At 70.6% G+C, this 21,551-nt stretch carries 21 protein-coding genes, 1 tRNA gene and 1 pseudogene; 14 read left to right on the top strand and 9 right to left on the bottom strand.

Annotation, left to right across the window (positions count from 1 at the left end; translation table 11 throughout):
• Positions 1 to 134 precede the first annotated feature (134 nt).
• Genes GEV07_26590 through GEV07_26580 form a run of 3 tightly spaced genes read right to left on the bottom strand, consistent with a single transcriptional unit; the run spans position 135 to position 2,420 of the window.
• Positions 135 to 653, bottom strand: a complete 519-nt coding sequence (locus GEV07_26590) for a DUF2127 domain-containing protein (protein ID MQA06134.1) — start codon at positions 651 to 653, stop codon at positions 135 to 137.
• Between the two features lie 34 nt (positions 654 to 687).
• A complete protein-coding gene (locus GEV07_26585; GenBank protein ID MQA06133.1) occupies positions 688 to 1,716 on the bottom strand; it encodes an S-adenosylmethionine:tRNA ribosyltransferase-isomerase in 1,029 nt (342 codons plus the stop codon).
• Positions 1,713 to 2,420 carry an SDR family NAD(P)-dependent oxidoreductase gene (locus GEV07_26580; GenBank protein ID MQA06132.1) on the bottom strand — a complete coding sequence of 236 codons (708 nt, stop codon included), beginning with the start codon at positions 2,418 to 2,420 and terminating at the stop codon, positions 1,713 to 1,715. Before GEV07_26580 ends, GEV07_26585 begins: the two co-directional genes overlap by 4 nt.
• Positions 2,421 to 2,544: 124 nt before the next feature.
• On the opposite strand from GEV07_26580, the gene GEV07_26575 reads away from it, so the two are divergent.
• From GEV07_26575 to GEV07_26545, 7 genes and pseudogenes are all read left to right on the top strand, one after another.
• On the top strand, positions 2,545 to 3,687 hold the full coding sequence (locus tag GEV07_26575) for a GAF domain-containing protein (GenBank protein ID MQA06131.1): 1,143 nt from the start codon (positions 2,545 to 2,547) through the stop codon (positions 3,685 to 3,687).
• Entirely contained in the window at positions 3,680 to 4,315 is a 636-nt protein-coding gene (locus GEV07_26570; protein MQA06130.1) for a response regulator, read from the top strand. Before GEV07_26575 ends, GEV07_26570 begins: the two co-directional genes overlap by 8 nt.
• A 348-nt stretch (positions 4,316 to 4,663) precedes the next feature.
• A pseudogene (locus tag GEV07_26565) lies at positions 4,664 to 6,386 on the top strand (ATP-binding cassette domain-containing protein).
• Positions 6,383 to 8,119, top strand: coding sequence for an ATP-binding cassette domain-containing protein (locus GEV07_26560; protein MQA06129.1), 1,737 nt, complete (start codon positions 6,383 to 6,385; stop codon positions 8,117 to 8,119). The pseudogene GEV07_26565 and the gene GEV07_26560 overlap by 4 nt, the downstream one beginning before the upstream one ends.
• 230 nt (positions 8,120 to 8,349) lie before the next feature.
• Positions 8,350 to 8,772, top strand: a complete 423-nt coding sequence (locus tag GEV07_26555; protein MQA06128.1) for a hypothetical protein — start codon at positions 8,350 to 8,352, stop codon at positions 8,770 to 8,772.
• Positions 8,748 to 9,092, top strand: a complete 345-nt coding sequence (locus GEV07_26550) for a hypothetical protein (GenBank protein ID MQA06127.1) — start codon at positions 8,748 to 8,750, stop codon at positions 9,090 to 9,092. Before GEV07_26555 ends, GEV07_26550 begins: the two co-directional genes overlap by 25 nt.
• Before the next feature lie 47 nt (positions 9,093 to 9,139).
• Positions 9,140 to 10,072: a TIGR03560 family F420-dependent LLM class oxidoreductase gene (locus GEV07_26545; GenBank protein MQA06126.1), complete on the top strand. Its 933-nt coding sequence runs from the start codon at positions 9,140 to 9,142 to the stop codon at positions 10,070 to 10,072.
• Here GEV07_26545 and GEV07_26540 read toward each other — a convergent pair.
• The gene (locus tag GEV07_26540; protein MQA06125.1) at positions 10,069 to 10,881 is read right to left on the bottom strand and encodes a hypothetical protein; all 813 of its coding nucleotides are present in this window, start codon (positions 10,879 to 10,881) and stop codon (positions 10,069 to 10,071) included. The two genes, GEV07_26545 and GEV07_26540, sit on opposite strands and share 4 nt — an antisense overlap.
• Before the next feature lie 90 nt (positions 10,882 to 10,971).
• Between GEV07_26540 and GEV07_26535 the strand changes: the two genes are divergently transcribed.
• The 3 genes from GEV07_26535 to rlmB are packed head-to-tail and all read left to right on the top strand — an operon-like array spanning position 10,972 to position 14,339.
• On the top strand, positions 10,972 to 12,183 hold the full coding sequence (locus tag GEV07_26535; GenBank protein ID MQA06124.1) for a homogentisate 1,2-dioxygenase: 1,212 nt from the start codon (positions 10,972 to 10,974) through the stop codon (positions 12,181 to 12,183).
• Positions 12,184 to 12,201: 18 nt separating this feature from the next.
• Positions 12,202 to 13,593, top strand: coding sequence for a cysteine--tRNA ligase (locus tag GEV07_26530; GenBank protein ID MQA06123.1), 1,392 nt, complete (start codon positions 12,202 to 12,204; stop codon positions 13,591 to 13,593).
• Positions 13,590 to 14,339, top strand: coding sequence for a 23S rRNA (guanosine(2251)-2'-O)-methyltransferase RlmB (rlmB, locus tag GEV07_26525; protein ID MQA06122.1), 750 nt, complete (start codon positions 13,590 to 13,592; stop codon positions 14,337 to 14,339). The genes GEV07_26530 and rlmB overlap by 4 nt, the downstream gene beginning before the upstream one ends.
• Here rlmB and GEV07_26520 read toward each other — a convergent pair.
• Entirely contained in the window at positions 14,336 to 14,995 is a 660-nt protein-coding gene (locus GEV07_26520; GenBank protein MQA06121.1) for a TetR family transcriptional regulator, read from the bottom strand. The two genes, rlmB and GEV07_26520, sit on opposite strands and share 4 nt — an antisense overlap.
• A gap of 69 nt (positions 14,996 to 15,064) precedes the next feature.
• On the opposite strand from GEV07_26520, the gene GEV07_26515 reads away from it, so the two are divergent.
• Entirely contained in the window at positions 15,065 to 15,928 is an 864-nt protein-coding gene (locus GEV07_26515; GenBank protein MQA06120.1) for a TIGR03560 family F420-dependent LLM class oxidoreductase, read from the top strand.
• A gap of 10 nt (positions 15,929 to 15,938) precedes the next feature.
• Here GEV07_26515 and GEV07_26510 read toward each other — a convergent pair whose 3' ends face one another.
• A complete protein-coding gene (locus GEV07_26510) occupies positions 15,939 to 17,171 on the bottom strand; it encodes a DUF4032 domain-containing protein (GenBank protein ID MQA06119.1) in 1,233 nt (410 codons plus the stop codon).
• Positions 17,172 to 17,242: 71 nt separating this feature from the next.
• Here GEV07_26510 and GEV07_26505 point away from each other — a divergent pair, with 71 nt between their 5' ends.
• Positions 17,243 to 17,860: a methyltransferase domain-containing protein gene (locus tag GEV07_26505; GenBank protein MQA06118.1), complete on the top strand. Its 618-nt coding sequence runs from the start codon at positions 17,243 to 17,245 to the stop codon at positions 17,858 to 17,860.
• Here GEV07_26505 and GEV07_26500 read toward each other — a convergent pair whose 3' ends face one another.
• On the bottom strand, positions 17,861 to 18,868 hold the full coding sequence (locus GEV07_26500; protein ID MQA06117.1) for a protein kinase: 1,008 nt from the start codon (positions 18,866 to 18,868) through the stop codon (positions 17,861 to 17,863).
• Between the two features lie 107 nt (positions 18,869 to 18,975).
• Here GEV07_26500 and GEV07_26495 point away from each other — a divergent pair, with 107 nt between their 5' ends.
• Positions 18,976 to 19,572: a hypothetical protein gene (locus GEV07_26495; GenBank protein ID MQA06116.1), complete on the top strand. Its 597-nt coding sequence runs from the start codon at positions 18,976 to 18,978 to the stop codon at positions 19,570 to 19,572.
• Positions 19,573 to 19,603: 31 nt separating this feature from the next.
• Positions 19,604 to 19,679, top strand: a tRNA-Thr gene (locus GEV07_26490).
• 13 nt (positions 19,680 to 19,692) lie between these two features.
• Here GEV07_26490 and GEV07_26485 read toward each other — a convergent pair.
• Together GEV07_26485 and GEV07_26480 are read right to left on the bottom strand one after the other, a co-directional pair.
• The gene (locus tag GEV07_26485; GenBank protein ID MQA06115.1) at positions 19,693 to 20,856 is read right to left on the bottom strand and encodes a tyrosine-type recombinase/integrase; all 1,164 of its coding nucleotides are present in this window, start codon (positions 20,854 to 20,856) and stop codon (positions 19,693 to 19,695) included.
• Complete coding sequence (locus GEV07_26480; GenBank protein MQA06114.1) at positions 20,820 to 21,011, bottom strand: helix-turn-helix domain-containing protein; 192 nt, start codon at positions 21,009 to 21,011, stop codon at positions 20,820 to 20,822. Before GEV07_26480 ends, GEV07_26485 begins: the two co-directional genes overlap by 37 nt.
• Between the last annotated feature and the right edge of the window lie 540 nt (positions 21,012 to 21,551).

The following is a 21,551-nucleotide window of genomic DNA, read 5'->3' as shown; positions in this document are numbered from 1 at the left end:
CCACGTGATCGTCGACCACCACATACAGTGCTGTCAGGAGGGTGTTCAGTTCTTTGGTCACACATCGATCTTGAACACCCTCCGCCCCACGTCTCCGCAGCCGCGCCGACCACACCCTTCAAGGAATCACTCATCTAGGAGTCCGGCGGCCGCTCGGCACGGCGTTGTCTGCGGTACTCGCGGTAGGTGAGGGCGACGATTGCCGTGTCGAAGAGGGTCAGGGCGATGAGCCCGATGGTGGGTCCAAGCGCGATCCGGTAGAGCTGGTAGCCGATGAACGTCAGCAGGAAGACGATCATCAGCGGGTAGGCCCACAGCTTGTTGCGCAGCAGCGCGAGGACCAGCGCGACCTTGGCGACACCGTGGAGGAGGAGGTATGCGGCCGCGAACGTCACCGCAGAACCCGTCAGTCCCTGTGCGGTGTGGAGCAGGTGCGTCGCGATGAAGTCGTTCGGGTCCTCGGACAGCTCGTGCTGGGTGAGCGCCGCGACGACGTGGTGGATCGCCTCGGGTGTGGTGAACAGCAGCAAGAAGCCACCGACGACCTCGAGTGCCCCGTCGAGTCCCTTGAGGACGATGCCGATCTCGAAGGCGCGGTCGAGCAGATCCTTCGGGCGGAACCAGGCGCGGGTCGTTGGGTGCGCTCTCTCCACTACCTCACGGTACGCACCGTACCTGGGAGCCGGCTCACAGCAGCAGGTTGACGTCGCCGAACTCGTGCCAGAGGTAGTCGTGGGCTAGCGCTTCGCGGTAGGTGCGTCTGAGCACGCCGCGGCCGGCGATGGCGGCCAGCATGTCCAGGTGCGACGCGCGCGGCTCGTGAAAGCCGGTCAGCAGGCCGTCGACGGCGCGTACGCCGCGGTCCGCGGTGACCACCAGGTTGGTCCAGCCGGCTCCCGGGGTGAGCCGGCCGTACGGGTCGGTGACCGTCTCAAGTGCGCGCACGACCGTGGTGCCCACGGCGATCACCTTGTTGCCCGCCGCGCGCGCGGTGGCGACGGCACGCGCGGTCGACGCCGGCACCTCGTACCATTCCGGGTACGGTCGCTCGCCGGCCTCCGGCGAGGCAACCCCGGTGTGCAGCGTGATCGGCGTGACGAGGACGCCACGGTTCACCAGCCGCACCACCAGCTCGGGCGTGAACGGCCGGGCGGCGCTCGGCATCTCCGCGCTGCCAGGCACGCTGGCGAACACCGTCTGGTACGCCTCGATCGGCCACGCGTCGCGTACGTACCCGTACCTGATCGGCCGGCCGTGCACTGCGAGGTAACCGACGATGTCGGGCACGTCCACGCTCGCGACCCAGAGCCGGCCGCGGGTGTACGGCGCGAGCAGCCGCAGGGTGGCGCCACCTGGCAGCTCGTGGGTGTCGTCCACCCGGCCGTACGGGTAGCGCTCGCCCGCCCGACGCAGCTCGACCACGTGCGTGCCGTCGTCCGCTCGGGTGGAGAAGTGCACGGTCAGGCCGTCGAGCGTGTCGACCGCAGCGGGCAGCGTGGTCGAGACGTTCACCACCAGCACGTCCCCTGGGGCGAGCAGCGAGGGCAGCTCGGTGAAGTGGTGGTGGCTGACCACCCCGGAGCCGATGCCGCTGGTGAGCAGCCGCACGTCGTCGCGGCCGCAGCCGCGCACCTCCGCGGGCTCGCGGGCCTCGAGCGCCTCGGGGAGCTCGAAGTCGAAGCGCGCGGACGGTTCGAGCTGCGCTACGGCACTCATAGCGCCACCGGCTGGAAGTCCGTGGCCCGGTACCGGCCGCTCGCCGGGTGTTGCGCGACCAGCCGCACGAACGCGGGCGCGATGCTCTCCGGCAGCGGGCGGTCGGAGATGTCCTCGTCCGGGAACGCCTCCTGGTGCATCTGCGTGCGCATGTCGCCTGGGTCGACCCACCACACCCGGACGGCCGGCTCCTCGGCGGCGAGGATGGCCGAGGCGTGCTCGAGCGCCGCCTTCGTGGACGCGTAGCCGCCCCAGCCCTCGTACGGCTCGACCGCCGCGTCCGACGTCACGTTGACGACCGCGCCGGCCGACGCGCGTAGCACCGGCAGGGCGCGTTGGGTGAGGGTCCAAGGCGCGATCAGGTTCGCCTCCACGACGGCGCGCAGGGCGTCGACGGGGTAGTCGGCCACGGCAGGCTGCGGGCTCGGGCCGAGCGCCCCGGCGTTGTTGACGAGCAGCCGGAGCGTGCCGATGCCGGTCGCCGTCGTCACCAAGCGCGCCTGGTGCGTCGGTTCGGTGATGTCCCCGGGAACGACGGTGACGCCCGCAATGCCGCGCACGGCGGCGGTGAGCTTCTGCTCGTCGCGTCCGTCGACGACGACCTGCCAGCCGGCGCCGGCGAGCGCCTCGGCGAGGGCCCGCCCGAGTCCGCGCGACGCCCCCGTGACGATCGCTACCTGGTTGGTGTTCGTTGTGTCGCTCATGCCGGCAGTCTCCGTCGGTGTACGGCTCCTGCCACCGGTCCGCGGACCCGGCAACGGCTCGGTCCTTCGACCTAGGCCCGTCGCCCGATCCCGGCGACGCGTCCGTGCGGGTACCGTCAGCAGTATGGAGCTACCAGCGGACGGCCGGGTCTCCGAACTGCATGCGCTCAGCTCGGCGGTGCTCGCGCTGAACCGCCACCTCGAGGTGCGCGAGGTGCTGCAGATGGTGGTGTCGTCCGCGCGCTGCCTGGTGGGTGCGAACTACGCCGCTCTCGGCATCCCGGACGACGAGGGCTCGTTCGGCGAGTTCGTCGCCGACGGGGTCACCGACGAGGAGTGGGAGGCGATCGGCCCGCTGCCGCGGCAGCACGGGTTGCTCGGCGTGCTGCTCACCCGTCCAGACCCGCTGCGGCTGGACGACATCCGCAGGCACCAGAGCTTCGGCGGCTGGCCGAAGGCACACCCGAAGCTGAAGGACTTCCTCGGCATGCCGATCGTTGCCGACGACGAGATCGTCGGCGCGATCTTCCTCGCGAACAAGGAGCGGCCAGGCGGCTTCACCCGCGACGACGAGGAACTGCTCCGGGTGTTCGCCGCGCACGCGGCGATCGCACTGACCAACGCACGGCTGTACGAGCGCAACCGTGAGCTGTCCGTCGTCGAGGAACGCCACCGGCTCGCCCGCGACCTGCACGACGCCGTCTCGCAGAAGCTGTTCTCGCTGCGCCTGTCCGCCAGCGCACTGAGCACCCTGCTGGAGAAGGAGCCCGACCGCGCTCACGGCGAGCTGCGGCGCATCCAGGAGCTCACATCGGAAGCGGTCGGCGAGCTCAGGTCGGTGATCTGGCAGCTGCGGCCCGCGCAGCTCGAGGACGACGGTCTGGTCGCCGTGCTGAAGCAGCACGTGCGGCTGCTCGACCGGATCCACGAGCCGGAAATCGAGTGGCGCACGCCGTGCGTACCCCGGCTGAACGACGAGCGGGCCGCTGTCGTCGTGCGGATCGCGCAGGAGGCGTTGCACAACGCGTTGCGCCACGCCGAGCCGAAACACGTCACGGTGACGCTGTCGTGCCGTGACGAGGGCGGCGCGGTTCTCGAGGTCGCCGACGACGGCCGCGGCTTCGACGTGGACGAGACCGAGCGCACCTCGCGGCGGCTCGGCCTCGGGTCGATGCGCGAGCGCGCGCAGGACGCCGGCGGGGAGTTCAGCATCAGCTCGCGCCCGGGCAACGGGACGACCGTACGGCTGGAATTGCCAGATGGCTGACCAGATCAGGGTTCTCGTCGTCGACGACCATCCGGTCGTACGGCAGGGACTGCGGATGTTCCTCGACCTGCAGGACGACATCGAGGTGGTCGGCGAGGCGGCCGACGGGGCTGCGGCGATCGACGCGGTCAGTGAGCTCGGCCCGGACGTGGTGCTGCTCGACCTGAAGATGCCCGGCGTCGACGGCGTGGAGACGCTGCGGATGCTGCGCGAACGCGACGAGACGCCGAAGGTGCTCGTCGTCACGAGCTTCACCGACCCGTCCGCGGTCGTCCCGGCGATCCGTGCGGGTGCGGCCGGCTACGTCTACAAGGACGTTGCACCTGAGGCGCTCGCCGCGGGCATCAGGTCGGTGCACGCCGGGCACTCACTCCTCGCACCCGAGGTGACGGCACTGCTCGCCGCGGGTGAGGAGCGTGATCCTGGGTTGAGCGTACTCACGGCGCGTGAACGCGAGGTGCTCGCCGAGTTGGCGCGTGGTCGCTCGAACCGCGAGATCGCGCGGGCCTTCCGGCTGGCGGAGAAGACCGTGAAGACGCACGTCTCCAACGTGCTGATGAAGCTCGGCGTCGCCGACCGCACCCAGGCCGCCCTCTACGCGCAACGCCACGGCCTCGGCGACAACTGACGCCGAGGCCGTGCCTGGTGGCTCAGCAGCCGCACGGGCGTAGCGATCGACGCAGGGCCAGCAGCCAGTTGGTGCTGCCCTGCTTGCGGGCGGACTCACGCAGCGATCTGCAGGCTGTGCGGAAGTCCGTAGCGTGCTTGCGGAGCTCGGCCAACCGGTACTCGGTCTCATACGCGATCACGTAGTCGTACATCTCCGCCTCCTCGGGAACTCTGGCCCGATCCTCGTCGACGTGGCGCGCAAGCACATCGGCCGGCAGCCGCGCCGGTGCTCGGTCGTTGGCCCTAGGCCCGGCGGCGGAAAATCCGTTGCCGTCGGCGGTCGTTCTCCGTACGGTCGTCGTCTGCCATGAAAGCGCTTCCCCTGCCGGATCCCGGCCACGCCGATGTGCGCTCCCCGGCCAGGTTCTTGGCCTGGGTCGCACGTCGACAGGCGGCTACCCTGGTCGGCGGATCAGCGTTCGGGATCGTCTGGATGGTGGCGCAGGCGGCGATGCCCGCGGTCGTCGGGCGCGGCGTCGACGACGGTGTGGCTGCGCGCGACACGTGGGCGCTTGCGGGCTGGGGTGCGGTGCTGCTCGGCGTCGGCTGCGTGCAGGCCGCGGCGGGCATCGCCAGGCACAGGTACGCGGTGACGAACTGGCTGACCGCCGCGTATCGCACGGTGCAGCTGGTGGTCAGGCACGCGACCGGGCTCGGTTCCACGCTGCCGAAGCGGGTGGCCGCCGGCGAGGTCGTCAGCATCGGTGCGACGGACATCTCGTACGTGGGCAACGCGATGGAGGTGACCGGCCGGCTCGCCGGCGCTGTCGTGTCGTTCGTCGTGGTGGCGGTCGTGCTGCTGCAGTCGTCGGTGACACTCGGCCTGGTGGTGCTGATCGGCATGCCGCTGCTCGTGGCGGCGCTCGGCCTCATCCTGCGGCCGCTGCACGACCGGCAGGCGGTGCAGCGGGGAGCTCGGCGGCAAGCTGAACACCCTGGCTACCGACATCGTCACCGGACTGCGGGTGCTGCGCGGCATCGGCGGTGAGGAGACCTTCGCCGCGCGCTACGTGGCAGGGTCGCAGCGCGTGCGCGACTCGGGCGTACGGGTCGCGCGGGTGCACTCGGTGCTCGACGCACTGCAGGTGCTGCTGCCTGGCGTGTTCGTCGTGTTCGTCACCTGGCTCGGCGCCAGGTTCGCGATGGCCGGCACCATCAGCCCGGGTGAGCTGGTGGCGTTCTACGGGTACGCGGCGTTCCTCGTGATGCCGTTGACCACGGCGACGGAGGCCGTGCACAAGGTCACCAGGGCGCTGGTCGCGTCCCGTCGGGTGATCGCCATCCTGCGGATCGAGCCCGAGGTGGTCGATCGCGGCGGCGACGCTCCCGTGGGCCCGGCGACGCTGCACGACGAGGAGTCTGGGTTGTCGGTGCCGCCGGCGACGCTGACGGCCGTGGCATGTGCCGATCCCGCCGACGGCGTGCTGCTCGCCGACCGGCTCGGTAGGTACGTCGACGGCCGCGTGGCGTGGGGCGGTATCCCACTCGCCGAGGTGTCGCTCACCGAGGTGCGGCGCAGGATCGTCGTCAACCACGCGGAGAGCCAACTGTTCACCGGTGTGCTGCGCACCGAGCTCGACACCGCGGGCACCGCCACCGACGCCGAGCTCGACGCCGCCCTGCACACCGCATCCGCGGCCGACGTGCTCGAGGCACTGCCCGCCGGGCTGGACGCGGAGGTGGAGGAGCGCGGCCGGTCGTTCTCCGGTGGCCAGCGGCAGCGGTTGGTGCTCGCCCGCGCGTTGCTCGCCGATCCCGAGGTGTTGGTGCTCGTCGAACCGACGTCCGCGGTCGACGCCCACACGGAGGCGCGGATCGCCGAACGCATCGGGTCCGCACGGGCCGGGCGCACCACGGTGCTCGTCACGACCAGCCCGCTGGTGCTCGACCGCGCCGACCGCGTGGTGTTCGTCGCGGACGGCCGGGTCGCCGCGGTCGGTGCGCACCGTGACCTGCTGACGGCGTCGGTGGAGTACCGCCGGGTGGTCACGAGGGACGAGGACGAAGTGGAGACGGAGGAGGTCGCGTGAGCGCCAGGCTCCCGGTCGCCGACGCGGCCGAGGTGCGGCGGTACGCCGGCGAGCTGATGCGGAGGCACCCGCGTCAGCTGCTGGCGACCGTCGTGCTGCACGCGTTCGCGGCGACCACCGGGCTCGCCGGCCCGTACCTGCTCGGCCGGTTGGTCGAGGGCGTGGTGACGGGTACGGCGCCGGTGCGCGTCGACCTGTTCGCCGTGCTGCTCGCCGTGTTCCTGTTGCTGCAGACGCTGCTGACGCAGCGGGCCAGGTACTACTCGCTCGTCTTCGGCGAGCGGGTGATGGCCGAGCTGCGCGAGGACTTCGTGTCCGGTGCGCTCGCGCTGCCGCTCGGCACGATCGAGCGCGCCGGCACAGGTGACCTGACCACCAGGTCGTCGCGCGACATCGAGTCGCTCGCCCGCAGCGTCAGGTACGCCGTGCCTGAGACGTTGATCGCCATCGTCACGGTGTTGTTCACCGTGGTCGCCCTGGTGCTCGTCGGCCCGCTGGTGGCGCTGCCGTGCGTGTTATGCGTCCCGCTGCTGTGGGCCAGCACGCGCTGGTACCTGAAGCGGGCGCCCGCCGGCTACCTGCGCGAGGACGCGTCGTACGCGGAGATGAACGCCAGCCTCGCGGAGACCGTCGACGGCGCGCGCACCACCGAGGCGCTCGGCCTGCAGCAGCGGCGCATCGACCGCACCGACGACGATGTGCGCAACTCGTACGCCGCGGAGCGGTACACGCTGTGGCTGCGTACGGTCTGGTTCCCCTCGGTGGAGATCGCGTACCTCATCCCCGTGGTCAGCACGCTGGTCATCGGCGGTCTGCTCTACGCGCAGGACTGGGCGACCATCGCCCAGGTGACCACGGCGACGCTGTACGCACAGCAGCTGATCGACCCGGTCGACCGGTTGATCTCCTGGCTGGACGAGTTCCAGGTCGGTGCGGCGTCGCTGGCGCGGCTGCTCGGCGTGCGCGTGGTGGCCGACGACCGGGAGGTCGCCGGCCGGCGGCCGGGAGGCACCGAGGTGGCCGCGCGGGACGTGCGGTTCTCGTACACCGAAGGGCACGACGTGCTGCACGGCGTAGACCTCGACATCACCGACGGCGAGCGGCTCGCGATGGTCGGGCCGAGCGGTGCCGGCAAGTCGACCCTGGGCCGGTTGCTCGCGGGCATCCACCCGCCGGGGTCGGGGAAGGTGACCGTCGGCGGTGTCGGCCTCACCGAGCTGCCGCTGCCTGACCTGCGGCGGCAGGTCGCGCTCGTCACCCAGGAGCACCACGTCTTTGTCGGCACCGTACGCGACAACCTGGTGATGGCCAGCCCGCACGCGACCGACGACCAGGTGTGCAGGGCGCTGTGCGCCGTCGACGCGCTGCCCTGGGCGGAGGCACTGGCGGACGGGATGGACACCGAGGTGGGTTCTGGCGGGCACACGCTCACGGCGGCGCAGGCGCAGCAGCTGGCACTGGCGAGGCTGGTACTCGCCGACCCGCACACCCTCGTGCTCGACGAGGCGACGTCGTTGATCGACCCGCGCGCAGCGAGGCACCTGGAGCGCTCGCTCGCGGCGGTGCTCGACGGGCGCACGGTGGTGGCGATCGCGCACCGGCTGCAGACCGCACACGACGCCGACCGGGTGGCGGTCGTGGAAGACGGCCGGATCACCGAGCTCGGCAGCCACGACGACCTGGTCGCCGCCGGCGGCCCGTACGCCGCGCTCTGGCAGTCCTGGCACGGCTAGTTCCTCGCGGGCCGCAACGGCACCACGAGCGGTTCGGCGTCTTCTACGCTGATCGGGCGCGGATCGAGCCAGTGAAGGGCGGCGATGGACGAGGCCTACCGCGAGACGACGTCGTGGCCGAACATGTACGGCAGCTGGACCTACGCGGCGCTGTGGCGGACCGGGCTCGGCTGACACCGGTCGGAGAGCGGGTCTCGTCCAGGGATGGCCGCCCGCGCTGGGACGGTGACGTGCGTCCCGTCGTCGAGACGCACAGCGCTCCCCGGAGCACTGCCCGCGGGTCCGACCAGCTGCCGGACGGGGACTGGCTGCTTGCGGTGATGTCGGAGAACCCGGGCATGAGCGACGCCCCTCCGCACGCGTTCACCGCGTGTGGCCAGGTGCGGTCCGGCGAACCGGCGCCTGTCGTGGAACGGCTGCATCAGGAGCGGCGAGAGCATCCGCTGCGGGGCCTGCGGGGGATTCCCGCGGCGCAGCGAGCGGACGGCCCGCGCCGGGCTCAGGAAGGTTTCGGCCCGCTGGACAGCGAGTCCACCTGGCGTTACGCGGCGGTGTACACCGCCGCCAACGATGTCCTGCGGTACACGCCGGTCGGCGACCGAGCGCGTGTCGGGGACGCCGAGCCGCGGTGGACGGCGACGTCCATCCGGTAGCGCACACCCCGCGGGGCATCGACCCGCGGAAAGCGCCGAAGCAGCCGGCGTGGGAGTCCGACCAGCTCCCGACCGGCCGATGGGTGCTCGGGGCGGCGTACGAACACCACCCGATCGACGCCCAGCGCCATACCTTCGTGGTCTGCGGGTCTCCGCGTTCCGACGACTCGCGGGGCGTGGTGGCGGACCTGCATCGGCAGGTCGAGCAGGGCAAGCTCAGGCCGAGCCGCGGGCTGGCTCGGGCCGAGCGGCCGACCGGGCGCGACCGGCCCACCGACCGCAGGGAGGGTGGACACTCGTCACCCGGATACCTCAGGTGAGGGCCGTGGTTCGCGCATGGCGGCGGCAGATGCGGTAGGGATGAGGCATGGAACTTCGCATCTTCACCGAACCGCAGCAGGGTGCCAGCTACGCGGACCTGCTCCGCCTCGCCGGCGCCACCGAGGAGCTCGGCTTCGACGGGTTCTTCCGCTCCGACCACTACCTGCACATGGGGGACGTCGACCCGCGGCCAGGGCCCACCGACGCGTGGCTCACTCTCGCCGGCCTGGCGCGCGAGACCAGCAGGATCCGGCTCGGCACCCTGGTGACGTCCGCGACGTTCCGCTACCCGGGGCCGCTCGCGATCCAGGTCGCCCAGGTCGACGAGATGAGCGGCGGCCGGGTGGAGCTGGGCCTCGGCGCCGGCTGGTTCGAGGCGGAGCACCGCGCGTACGCCATCCCGTACCCGGGGCTGAAGGAGCGGTTCGACCGGCTGGAGGAACAGCTCACGGTGATCCTCGGGCTGTGGGAGAACCCGCACGGCGAGACGTTCGGCTTCCGCGGGAGCTACTACGACGTCGCGGAGTCACCCGGCCTGCCGAAGCCGGCCCAGCGCCCGCACCCGCCGGTGATCGTCGGCGGCAAGGGCAGGAAGCGCACACCCGCGCTGGCCGCGGCCTACGCGGACGAGTTCAACGCGCCGTTCCTCACCGTCGCCGAGGCGAAGGAGTCGTACGCGCGGGTGCACGCCGCCTGCGGGCTGGCGAACCGGGAGCCTGCGACCATGCGGTACTCGATCGCGCTCCCCGTCTTCTGCGGCAGGACCGACGCCGACGTGGACCGCCGGCTGGCCGCCGTCGGGCGTAGCAGGGCGGACACGGGCGACACCGGGCTCGTGGGGTCGGCCGCGCAGGTGGTGGAGCGGATCGGCGAGTACGCGGCCGCGGGCGCGTCGCGGGTGTACCTGCAGACGCTCGACATCGCCGACCTCGACCACGTCGAGTACGTCGCCGCCGAGGTGCTGCGCCAGGTCGGCTAGCTCGGCAGCAGTCCGAGCCGCTGCAGGTCGGTGATCGGGTCGTTGATGTTGCACGAGCCGAACCCGTGGAACACCGCACGTACCGCCTTGCGTTCGTCGTCGGTCTGCGGCAGCGCGGCGAGCAGTGCGTCGGTGCGGGTCAGCTCGAGCGCATCCACGACCGCGCCCGACGACCCGTCCGAAAGCGCGGCGTGCACGGCGGCGAGCAGGTTGACGAAGCCGTGGTGCCAGCCGAGCGTCGGGTCCTGCCAACGTACGGCGTGGTGCAGCCCTGCCGTGCACTTGAACGGCAGCGACCGCTCGATGCAGGCGGTGATGAACGCGGCCACGCCGGCGGCCGGTGGCACGGTGCCGGCCGCGCCTCCGGTGCGCAGCTTCGCATACCTGCCGTGCTCGGCGAGCACGTCGAGCGCCTCCCGCCACCCTTCCTTGCGCGGCACCTCCACGTACGTGTCGACCACAGGCAGCAGCGCGACCAGCTCGCTCGAAGCTGTACGGATGTCCTTGGCGTCGGCCGGCAGGGCGACCTCGACGGCCTGCACGACCAGCCGGTGGGTGCGCGCGGCGAAGTCGAGCGCGGGCCCGATGCCCCGCGCGCCGGTGTCGGCGACCACGCCGACGGCCAGCCGGATGTCGTCGGCCAGGTCGGCGGCGCACTCGGGTAAGCGGGACGCCGGGCAGAGGAACCGGCCGAGCACGGCGACGGCGGACGTGCCGCTGTACCTGAGGTAACCGTCCACGGCACTCGGCATGGTTGCGTTCCCCGGCGGGAACACGGCGGCATCGTCGACGAGCGAGTCGAGGAGCATGGCGCAGACGCTAGCACCGGGCGTGCGCGTCTTGACGGGGCATGCTGCCGGTACGACGCTGGCCGGTAGGACGACGGGGAGGAGACGCCCATGCCGCACTACCGCGCCGTAGGTGAGCTGCCGCGCAAACGGCACCAGCTCTTCAGCAAGCCGGACGGGTCGCTGTACCACGAGGAGCTGATGGGCGAGGAGGGGTTCTCCTCCGACGCGTCGCTGCTCTACCACGTGAACCTGCCCACCGCGATCGTGAAGTCGGAGGCGGTGGACCGGCCGCAGGCGCTGGACGAGACGCAGCCGAACTATCCGCTGCTGCCGCGCGGCTACCAGACCCAGAACCTGCCCGTCGGCGGCGACGTCGTCGCCGGGCGGCAGCTGCTGTTCGCCAACGACGACATCAGGATCTCGTTCGTCGCGACGGACCAGTCGAACGAGCTCTACCGCAACGCGGTCGGCGACGAGATCCTCTACGTCCAGTCGGGGGCTGCGTGGTTCGAGAGCGTCTACGGCGCGATGGACGTCGCCGCCGGCGACTACGTCGTCGTCCCCGCCTCCACCACCTACCGGTTCTCGCCGCGAGGCGACGAGTCCGCCCGGGTGATGACGTTCGAGGCGAAGGGACACGTGCGGCCGCCCCGCAGGTACCTCTCGCAGTACGGGCAGCTGCTCGAGCACGCGCCGTACTCCGAGCGCGACTTCCGCGCGCCCACCGAGCCGCTGGTCGTCGACGGCGGCGAGACCCAGGTGCTGGTGCGGCACCGTGCCGGGCTGAGCCGGCTCACCTACGCCGGCCACCCGTTCGACGTGGTCGGCTGGGACGGCTACCTGTACCCGTACGCGTTCAACATCCACGACTTCGAGCCGATCGTGAAGCGCTTCCACGCGCCGCCGCCGGTGCACCAGACGTTCGAGGGGCCGAACTTCGTGGTGTGCTCGTTCTGCCCGCGCGCGCTCGACTTCGACGAGCGGGCGGTGCGGGTGCCGTACAACCATGCCAATGTCGACTCGGACGAGATGATGTTCTACGTCGGCGGCGACTACTCCGCGCGCAAGGGGTCAGGCATCGACATCGGGTCGATCTCGCTGCACCCCAGCGGTGTGACGCACGGGCCACAGCCGGGCAGCGTGGAGGCGTCGGTGGGCAAGCCGTCCACCGACGAGATGGCCGTCATGGTCGACACCTTCCGCCCGCTGCACCTCGGCCCGGCCGCCCGGGCCTGCGAGGACACCGAGTACGGCACGTCCTGGGCCAGGAACCAGCAATCCCGCGCCATGGGCGACGCCGGGCCTGGCCTCACCGCCTGAGGCTCTACCCTGGGGTAGGTGAGCTTGCGACTGTACGACACCGGTACCCGATCCGTGCGCGCCTTCGAGCCGCTCAACCCGCCCACGGTGACCCTGTACCTGTGCGGTGACACCGTCTACGCGCCGCCGCACATCGGGCACGCGCGGAACAAGGTCACCTTCGACGTGCTCGCCAGGTGGCTGGAGTTCAGCGGGTACGACGTCGTCTTCGCCCGCAACATCACCGACATCGACGACAAGATCATCCGGCTGGCCGCCGAGGAGGGCGTGCCCTGGTGGCGGGTCGGGCAGCGCAATATCGACGCCATGCGCCGCGCGTACGACCTGCTCGGCCTGCGCGCGCCGACCGTCGAGCCGCTGGCCACCGGCCACATCACGCAGATGATCGAGCTGATGCAGCGGCTGATCGACAACGGGCACGCGTACGCCAGCGGCGGTGACGTGTACTTCGACGTGCGCTCGCTGCCGGAGTACGGCGGGCTGTCCGGGCAGCGGCTGGACGAGATGTCGGAGACGGAGAAGACCGACCCGGAGCGGCCGAAGCGCAACCCGCTCGACTTCACGCTCTGGAAGGGCTCCCGGCCGGGCGAGCCGGCGTGGCCGACGCCCTGGGGGCCCGGCCGGCCGGGGTGGCACCTGGAGTGCTCCGCCATGGTCACCACGTACCTGGGGCCGGAGTTCGACATCCACGGCGGCGGCAACGACCTGATCTTCCCGCACCACGAGAACGAGCTCGCGCAGTCGCGTGGCGCCGGTGACGGGTTCGCCAGGTACTGGCTGCACAACGGGATGCTCAACCTGGGCGCGCGGAAGATGAGCAAGTCGCTCGGCAACACCATCCTGCTCACCGAGCTGGCCAAGCGGTGGCGCCCGGTGGAGCTGCGCTACTATCTGGTCGCGCCGCACTACCGGTCCACGGTCAGCTACACCGAGGACCTGCTCGACGAGGCGGCGGCCGCGTACCGCAGGGTCGAGGGCTTCGTTACCCGGGCGGGGGAGCTGGTCGGGATCCTGCCGCCGGCGGCGGACGTGCCCGCGGAGTTCCGCGCCGCGATGGACGACGACCTCGGCACCCCACAGGCGATGGCGGCGGTGCACGCGGCCGTACGAGCGGGCAACGAGGCGCTCGCCGACGGCGACAAGGAGAACGTGGGCAAGGCGCTCGGCGACGTGCGCGCCATGCTCGGCGTGCTCGGCCTCGACCCGCTCGCCGAGACCTGGGCGAGCAGCGGCGACGACGCCAAGACCCGCGAGGCGCTCGGGCGGCTGGTGGAGGTCACCCTGGAGCAGCGCCAGCAGGCCCGCGCCCGCAAGGACTTCCAGACCGCGGACGCGTTGCGGGACGGGCTCAGCTCCGCCGGCATCGTCGTGGAGGACACCCCGAGCGGACCCCGCTGGTCGCTCGGATGAGCCGCCGGGGGCGGCAGCAGCGTCCCGCCTCCGGCGATGACGTCGTCGCCGGCAGGAACCCCGTCGTCGAGGCGTTGCGTGCAGGCGTGCCGGCGAAGACGTTGTACGTCGCGGACGCCGGCGGCGAACGGGTGGCCGAGGCCGTGCGGTCCGCGCAGGCGTCCGGGGTGACCGTCCGCAGGTCCACCCGCGACGAGCTGGAGAGGTTGGCCGGTGGCGTGCCGCACCAGGGCGTCGTGCTCACCGCGCGGCGGTACGCGTACGTGGACCCGGACGAGCTGACCGGCGGCGTGATCATCGCGCTCGACGGCGTGACCGACCCGCAGAACCTCGGCGCGGTCATCCGGTCGGCGGCGGCGTTCGGCGCGAGCGGCGTGGTGTTGCCACAGCGGCGGTCCGCCGGCGTTACGCCCGCCGTGTGGAAGGCGTCGGCGGGCACGCTCGCGGCGGTGCCAGTAGCTCGTGCCGTGAACCTCACCAGGCAGCTTGCTGCGTACCGCGATCGGGGGATGTTCGTGGTCGGCCTTGCCGGCGAGGCGACAACGGACATCGCCGCGTCGAACCTGCTCGACGGCCCGCTCGTGCTCGCCGTCGGCGCGGAGGGCAAGGGGCTGTCGCGGCTGGTGCGGGAGGCGTGCGACGAGCTGGCGCGGATACCGATCGCGCCGACCGCCGAGTCGCTGAACGCCGGCGTCGCCGCCGGCATCGCGCTGTACGAGATCGCCCGCGCCCGCGAGCGTGGCTAGGACCCTGCCCGGTAGCCCGGGTACCCGGCGAACCCCTTTTCCAGCAGCGCGAGTGCCTGCTCGCCCTGTCGGCGGATCTCCCAGACGAGCTTGTCCCTGGGCATGGCGGCGAGAACGTTCCTCCGCAGGTACTGCAGCAGCGCCTGCTGGACGCCGAGCAGCGCGTTGGCGACCACCCGTGGCTCGACGTCGTACGGGTCCGCGCCTGACTCCTCGGCGATGAGCTCGGCCAACAGCTGCGTGTACCGCTCGAAGTTCCGCCGTTCGCGTGCCTGCAGGGCGCGACTCTCCTGCACGATCCGTACGGACCCGGCGAGTCGTTGTTCGGCCGCCGGATCGTCGTCGGTGAGCAGGCCGCCGGGTTCCACGACCAGCTGCCGGAACGCAGTGAGGACGGTCTCGCCCGGCTGCCGTTCCCGGATCGTCCGGATCAGGTGCTGCTCGTACTCCTCCATCTCCTGGTAGATCAGGTCTTCCTTGGTCGGGAAGTAGTTGAAGACCGTCGCCTCGGAGACATCGGCGGCACGCGCGACCTCGGCGACCGTGACGCCCTCGAAACCGCGCTCCGCGAACAGCGCGAATGCGCGCTCGGTGATGAGTTGCCTGGTCTGCCGTTTCTTCCGTGCGCGCAGCCCCTGCTCGGCTTCCACGGCCATGATCGTATCAGTTGTGCTACGGTGACATGAATTTTAGAGTTACCATAAAATTTGTGGCGGGGAGAGGTCATGCGGATCAGTATCAGCCTGACGAACCACTCGTGGCCCGGCGGTGCGGCCGCGCTGCGTACCGCGGCCGGCCGGACCGCGCAGCTCGCCGAGGAGGTCGGCGTCTACGCGGTGTGGGTCGCCGACCACCTGATGCAGGCCGAGCCGGGTACGCAGCCGGACGAGCCGCTGCTCGAGGCGTACACCACGCTCGGCTACCTCGCGGCGAAGACCGAGCGCGTCGAGCTCGGCAGCATGGTCAGCCCGGTGACGTTCCGCGAGCCGGCGCTGCTGGTGAAGGCCGTCACCAGCCTGGACGTGCTCTCCGGCGGCCGGGCCTGGTGCGGACTCGGCATCGGGCACACCGGCGACACCGAGGGCAGGTTCTTCGGCATGCCGTTCCCGCCGGTGGCCGAGCGGTTCGAGCGGATGGAGGAGACGCTCAGGCTCGCCCGGCAGATGTGGGCCGGCGACGAGTCACCGTTCGACGGCGCGCACTACCGGCTGGAGCGCCCACTGAACCGCCCGAACTCGCTGCGCCGTCCGCACCCGCCGATCGTCGTCGGTGGCATGGGGGAGAAGCAGACGCTGCGGCTGGTGGCGCAGTACGCGGACGCATGCAACATCTTCGACATCCCGGACGGCGGGGCGGCCGCGAAGCGGGCGCTGGACGCGCTGGCGCGGCACTGCGACGCGGTGGGCCGGCCGTACGACGAGATCGAGAGGACCATGGCCACCAGGCTCGAGCCGGGCGAGTCCGCGGACTCGTTCGCCCGCAGGTGCGAGGCGATCAGGCGGCTCGGCATCGACCACGTCATGGTGATCACCACCGGCGCTTGGACCGAGCCCGCAGTGCGGTCGCTGGGTACCGTGGTTGCCGCCTGACCCGGCGCGGTCAGCCGACGTCGGCGAGGTCGGCGCCGAGCACGGCCCGCTCGTCCGGCTTGTGCACGAGCACGTCACGTACGTAGCTGTCCAGGGCAGCCTGCAGGCCGACGTTGTGCTTCTCGCGTTCGGACAGGTACCAGCGGTGCTCGAGCACCTCGTGGAAGATCTGTGCCGGCTCCAGCTTGCCGCGCAGCTCCTTGGGCACGGCCTCGACGATCGGCACGAACACCTCGACCAGCCAGCGGTGGGCGACCACCAGCTTCGACGGGACGTCGCCGTCCGGGTACTTCGCCGCCTGGAACGCCCTGATGTCGCTCATCAGCCGCCTGGCCTGCCGCTCCTGTACGGCCAGGCCGGTCAGCTCGTGCAGCCGGCGGGCGTGCAGGCCCGGGTACACGACCTCCGTACGTACGACCAGCCGCCCGCCGGTCTCGTCGGTGCTGACCTGCAGCTCGGCCACGTCGTAGCCGAGGTCGTTGAGCCGCCGCACCCGGGAGTCGATGAGGTGCCTGTCGTCCGCGTCGAGCACCTCCTCACGGGTGAGCTCGCACCACAGCTCATGGTACAGCCGCTCGATCTCGGTCGCGGTGTCCAGCGCGTCCAGCCGGTCGTCCAGCAGCCCGGCCGCCTCCAGGTCGAGCAGGTCGCCGGTGATGTTCTCGGACGCGATGGTGAGGTCGTTCTCCCGCATGCCGTGGCTGAGGTCGCCCTTCAGCTCGCCGGTCTCTGCGTCCACCAGGTACGCGGCGAGCGCGCCGGCGTCGCGGCGGAACAGTGTGTTCGACAGCGAGCAGTCGCCCCAGTAGAAGCCGGCGAGGTGTAGCCGCACCAGCAGCTCGGCCAGCGCCTCGAGCAGCCGCTGGGCCCGCTCCGGCCGCAGCACCTGCGAGAACAGTGCGCGGTACGGCAGCGAGAAGGTGAGGTGCCTGGTGACGAGTGCGGCGTCGAGCGGGCTGCCGTCCTCAGCCGTGCGGTCGGTGACGACGGCGACCGCCTCGACCGCAGGGACGTCCTTGCGAGCCACCCCGCGCAGCAGCCGGAACTCGCGCTCGGCCGCGCGCTGCGAGGTCTCCTTGACCGCGTAGACCACACCGGCGTTGCGTACGAAGCGCACGGTGTGCCTGGAGAGGCCGCGCGGATACGCCACCAGGTGGTCCGACGGCCACTCCGCGAGCGGCCTGGACCATGGCAGGTCGAGCAGCGCCGGATCGGACGGCCCCGCCGTGAGATGCAGCCTCATACCATGTCCAACGTCCCCGATGGTAACGGGTATTCGGAGCAGCCGCAGGCGTTCGGTGTGATGCTTGGCACATGGAGGAGACGCGCTCAGCATCGTGGTTGACGGGGAAGCAGGTGACCGGCTTCGGGCTGCCTCGTGGCCGGCTCGCCAAGGTCATGAGGCGGCTGATGAGCCGCGGCAACGACCCTGAGCAGGCGGACGTACTGCAGCTGCTGCAGCCGCAGGCCGGCGAGCACATCGTGGAGGTCGGCTACGGCCCTGGGGCGCTGGTGGAGGCCCTGCTCGACGCGGGCGCCACGGTCACCGGGGTGGACCCGTCCGACGCGATGTGTGCGATGGCCGGCGAGCGCAACCAGGCGGCCGTCGAGGCGGGACGGGCGAAGCTGGGCGTCGGCAGGGCGGAGGAGACCGGGCTACCGGACGAGCACGCCGACGCCGTCGTCGCGGTCAACAACGTCGTGATGTGGAGCGACCTGACCGGTGCCCTGACCGAGCTGCGCCGGATCCTGCGGCCCGGTGGTCGGTTGGTCGTCAGCTGGCACGGCGGCACCGAGCCGAGCTGGATGGCGCGCAAGATGATGCTCGGCGAGGAGGCTCTCGACCGGATCCGCGAGGAGACGCACGCTGTCTTCGGTGCTGCGCAGCGGCACGATCTGGGCCACGTGAACGCGTTCACCGCGCAGCGGTGATCACTTGTCGCCGCCCTGTTCCTGCGTCTTCGGACGCAGCGGCAGCCGCGGTGGCGGCACCGGCGAGTTCGGCAGCGCGTCCGGCTTGTTGGCGTCCGGCTTGTTGCGTTCGCGGGTGTTGCCTGGCAGCGGCAGCCGCGGCGGCACCGGCCCTTTGTCGAACGTCGGCGCGCTCTCGTCGAGCAGCTGCGGCATCCGCTTCGCGAGGATCTGGAACAGCTCGCGGCGCACGGTGTCGTGGCTGGGGCGCTGGTCCGGGGCCTTGAGGAACATCCGGTGGAACACCGGTGCGAGCGGGCCGGCGCGCCGCGGTACGGCCGGTGGCTCGGTGCTGACGGCCTTGACGGCGTCGCGCCAGTCCTGCCGGTCGAACGGGCCGCGCGCCTCGGCGGCGAAGAACAAGGTGGCGCCGAGGCTGAAGATGTCGCTGGCGGAGCTGATGTCCTTCTGCTCGGCCTGTTCAGGCGACATGTAACCAGGCGTACCGCCGGCCACGCCCGCCTTGGCGCGCCCGGTGCGGTCGACCAGCATGGCGACGCCGAAGTCGCCCAGGCAGGTGCGGCCGTCGTCGGTGATCATGACGTTCGCCGGCTTGATGTCGCGGTGCACGATGCCGTTGTTGTGCGCGGCCTCCAGCGTGTCCACCAGCTGGATACCGAGTGCCGCGACGAACTCCGGCGGCAGCGCGCCCACCTTCGCGATCCGGTCGGTGAGCGTCGGCGCCCGTACGTACTCCATCACGATGAGTACTTGCTCGGCGTCGGTGACGATGTCGTAGATCGGGATCGCCCCCGGGTGCTGCACCCGGGCCGCCGTGCGAGCCTCCCGCATCGAGCGGCGGCGTTCCTCGAGCGCCAGGTGCGGGGCCATCATGAGCTCCTTGACGGCCACCTCACGCTGCAGCGCGGGATCGTACGCCCGCCACACGCTCGCCGCGCCGCCACGACCGATCAGCGCGACGATCTCGTACCGGTTCGCGATGACGCGCCCGGCAGTGAGGTCAGGCATACCTGCACCGTATCGGTCCGACCAGGCCGGTGGTCGCGGTGCCCGGTCAGGACCGGTAGGCGAGGTGGTAGGAATGGCCGAGACATCACCATCGGGCGGGAGCTCTCGTGGACAGCTACCACTACGAATCGCACGCCGACACGCCGGACGAGTGGCGTGAGCACCGGCGCGAGCACCGGGAGAAGCGCCGCGAGACCGGCCTGGAGACCGGCCGCCGCGGCACGCTGCCGGAGCGGCTGATCCGCGCGTACTTCGAGGAAGCCGACCCGCTGACCGAGACACTGCTGCTGTCGTGGGCCTCGTTCGGCGCGACGTTCGGGTTGTGCCGCCTGGTGACGCACAGCATCAAGCGCAACTGGCGCTGGCTACCCGTGCGGAACGTGAAGACCGGCAACTACCACCTGCACCACTACAACTGGGGCATCGCCATGCTCACCGGCGTCGCGCTCCAGGCGGTGCGCCGCACCCCGAAGCCTGGCCACCGCCCCCTGACCGGCATCGCGTTCGGCGCCGGCGCCGCCCTCATCGCCGACGAAGCAGCGCTCTTGCTCAACCTGGAAGACGTCTACTGGCACGACAAGGGCCGCACCAGCATCAACGTCGTGGTCGGCATCCTCACCGGCCTCGGCATCTTCGTAGTCGCCGAGCCCTTCTTCGACGACGCCGCCCGCGAGATCCGCCGCGGCATCCGCCGCATCACGTAGCCCGCATCGAGCCGCTACCCTGGAACGCGTCGCCGGCATAGCTCAGTTGGCAGAGCGTCTGTCTTGTAAACAGAAGGTCGTCGGTTCGAGCCCGACTGCCGGCTCCACCATTTCCGCAGGTCACAGGCTTGCACCTACGCCAGTGGCTCCGTCGTCACCCTCATCATCGTCAGGTTGGCCGCATTCTGGCCTTACGTCGTCGTGCTGAGCCGCTTGGTCGAGGTGTTCTGCCCAGGTGTCCATCTCGTCCGCGTAGAGGTGGCCGTAGAGATCCATCGTGATCGTGATCGACGCGTGGCCTAGGACCCGCTGCACCACCTTCGGCGGAGTCCCGGCCGAGATGTACAGCGAGGCCGCGGTGTGCCGCAGCCCGTGGATAGTGAGACCTTCGAAGCCGGCCGCCTTGACGGCGGGGATCCAGACATCCCGGCGGAAGTTCGAGTGCCGCAGTGGCCCACCACCAGCCGCCGTGAAAATCAGATCATCAGGCTTGCGTCCCTCAACTAGGCTCGTCAGCTCATCGCACAGTGACGGTGGGACCGGTACGTCTCGTGCTTGGTGACTCTTGGGTGTGCCCTCAACGAGCTTGCCGGCCAGGTCAGCGTAGGCGCGGTGGACACGGAGCCGGCGGCGGACAGGGTCGAAGTCGCGGACGCGGATCGCAATGGCCTCACCCCAGCGCATACCGGTGTAGGCGAGCGTACGGATGAAAAGGGAATACTTGCCCACTTCGCTGGCGAGCTTGGCGACTTCGGCGTGAGTGAGGAAGACACGTTCACGAGCTGCTTTCAGTCGAGGAAGTTTGATGCCTCCGAGTGGGTTCACATGGAGCCGGCCGGTGCGGATGGCGTACTGGCAGACGGCTGAGAAGACGTAGACGGTCTGTCGGATGTCGGTTGCGGAGAGACCAGCGTTGCCGAGGTAGGTGACCCAATCGGAGACGGAACCGGCAACCTTGCCCATCTGGACGTGCCGCCAGCGCGGCAGCACTCGCCGATCGAGGATACGACGGTAGCCGTCACGAGTGCGTGGCTTCAGGTGCCAGGTGGTGCCAAACCACTCTTCGGCGATGACGCCGAACTCGACGCGTAGGGCGGCCGGATCGACCCACTCGCCACGAGATATACGTGCCTTCTGGTCGGCGATCCATCGTTGGGCGTCAACCTTCCGGTTGAACGTCTTGTTGCGTTCGCGTCCGTCGGGTCCGTAGTAGCGGGCGCGCCACTTGCTGCCGCGTCGTTGGATGCTCATGCAGCAGCCCCTCGCTTCTGCTGCTCGAACCATGCACGTACGTCGTCAGGGTCGTAGCGCAGGTGCTTGCCGACACGTCCGACTTTCGGGCCGATGCCGAGGTAGCTCCACCGATACAAGGTCTCCTTGGGAACCTTGAGGTAAGCCGCTACCTGATCTGGTGTCCAGAGTCCTTCGATCTCATCCATGTGCGTGTTTTCCTTCCAGGGTTTGTCCTTTCGGTTGATTGCGCTTACGCCGCGAGAGCGGCTTCCTCGGCTGCGATGTGTTCTCGGTCGCGGGCGAGGGTGGCGGCGGTGTTGGCGAGCATGGCGTCGCCGTTGCTGCGCCAGCCGGTGCCGGTGTAGGTGAGGGTGTTAATGACGAGGGTGGTGTCGTCGTCGCCGGTGTCGACGGCGCGGATCTCAGGTTCGGCACCGGGGGATGGCTGTTGCTGATTGGTGCGTCGCCATGCGGTGCGGATGGTGCGGAGGTAGCCGAAGGTGATGCTGTAGCGGCGGGCTTTGGTGAGGAAGTGGCCGCCGAAGCCGAGCATGTGGGTCCAGCGTTCCAACGCGTGCCAGGCGGGGTGTTGCGACAGGCTCCAGCACATGGCGAGTAAGCGTTGGGTGTGGTTTCCGTGGGGGTCGGTGTAGAGGGTGATGCTCTTGCGACCAGCTTGCTCATCAACCGTGCCGTGTTGCCCGATGCGGGGTTTGCGGTGGCGGGTGAAGCGCCTGGAGAGGTGG

The organism is Streptosporangiales bacterium (genome assembly GCA_009379825.1).
Taxonomy (GTDB): Bacteria; Actinomycetota; Actinomycetes; order Streptosporangiales; family WHST01; genus WHST01.
Note: the sequence above shows the minus strand (reverse complement) of the source record. Positions and strands in the feature narration are given on the sequence as shown.

Excerpts from the sequence above, each read along its gene's own strand:
- GEV07_26585 (MQA06133.1), bottom strand. The coding sequence starts at position 1,716 with ATGAGTGCCGTAGCGCAGCTCGAACCGTCCGCGCGCTTCGACTTCGAG.
- GEV07_26580 (MQA06132.1), bottom strand. The coding sequence starts at position 2,420 with ATGAGCGACACAACGAACACCAACCAGGTAGCGATCGTCACGGGGGCG.
- GEV07_26575 (MQA06131.1), top strand. The coding sequence starts at position 2,545 with ATGGAGCTACCAGCGGACGGCCGGGTCTCCGAACTGCATGCGCTCAGC.
- GEV07_26570 (MQA06130.1), top strand. The coding sequence starts at position 3,680 with ATGGCTGACCAGATCAGGGTTCTCGTCGTCGACGACCATCCGGTCGTA.
- GEV07_26545 (MQA06126.1), top strand. The coding sequence starts at position 9,140 with ATGGAACTTCGCATCTTCACCGAACCGCAGCAGGGTGCCAGCTACGCG.
- GEV07_26540 (MQA06125.1), bottom strand. The coding sequence starts at position 10,881 with ATGCTCCTCGACTCGCTCGTCGACGATGCCGCCGTGTTCCCGCCGGGG.
- GEV07_26535 (MQA06124.1), top strand. The coding sequence starts at position 10,972 with ATGCCGCACTACCGCGCCGTAGGTGAGCTGCCGCGCAAACGGCACCAG.
- rlmB (MQA06122.1), top strand. The coding sequence starts at position 13,590 with ATGAGCCGCCGGGGGCGGCAGCAGCGTCCCGCCTCCGGCGATGACGTC.
- GEV07_26520 (MQA06121.1), bottom strand. The coding sequence starts at position 14,995 with ATGGCCGTGGAAGCCGAGCAGGGGCTGCGCGCACGGAAGAAACGGCAG.
- GEV07_26515 (MQA06120.1), top strand. The coding sequence starts at position 15,065 with ATGCGGATCAGTATCAGCCTGACGAACCACTCGTGGCCCGGCGGTGCG.
- GEV07_26510 (MQA06119.1), bottom strand. The coding sequence starts at position 17,171 with ATGAGGCTGCATCTCACGGCGGGGCCGTCCGATCCGGCGCTGCTCGAC.
- GEV07_26505 (MQA06118.1), top strand. The coding sequence starts at position 17,243 with ATGGAGGAGACGCGCTCAGCATCGTGGTTGACGGGGAAGCAGGTGACC.
- GEV07_26500 (MQA06117.1), bottom strand. The coding sequence starts at position 18,868 with ATGCCTGACCTCACTGCCGGGCGCGTCATCGCGAACCGGTACGAGATC.
- GEV07_26485 (MQA06115.1), bottom strand. The coding sequence starts at position 20,856 with ATGGTTCGAGCAGCAGAAGCGAGGGGCTGCTGCATGAGCATCCAACGA.
- GEV07_26480 (MQA06114.1), bottom strand. The coding sequence starts at position 21,011 with ATGGATGAGATCGAAGGACTCTGGACACCAGATCAGGTAGCGGCTTAC.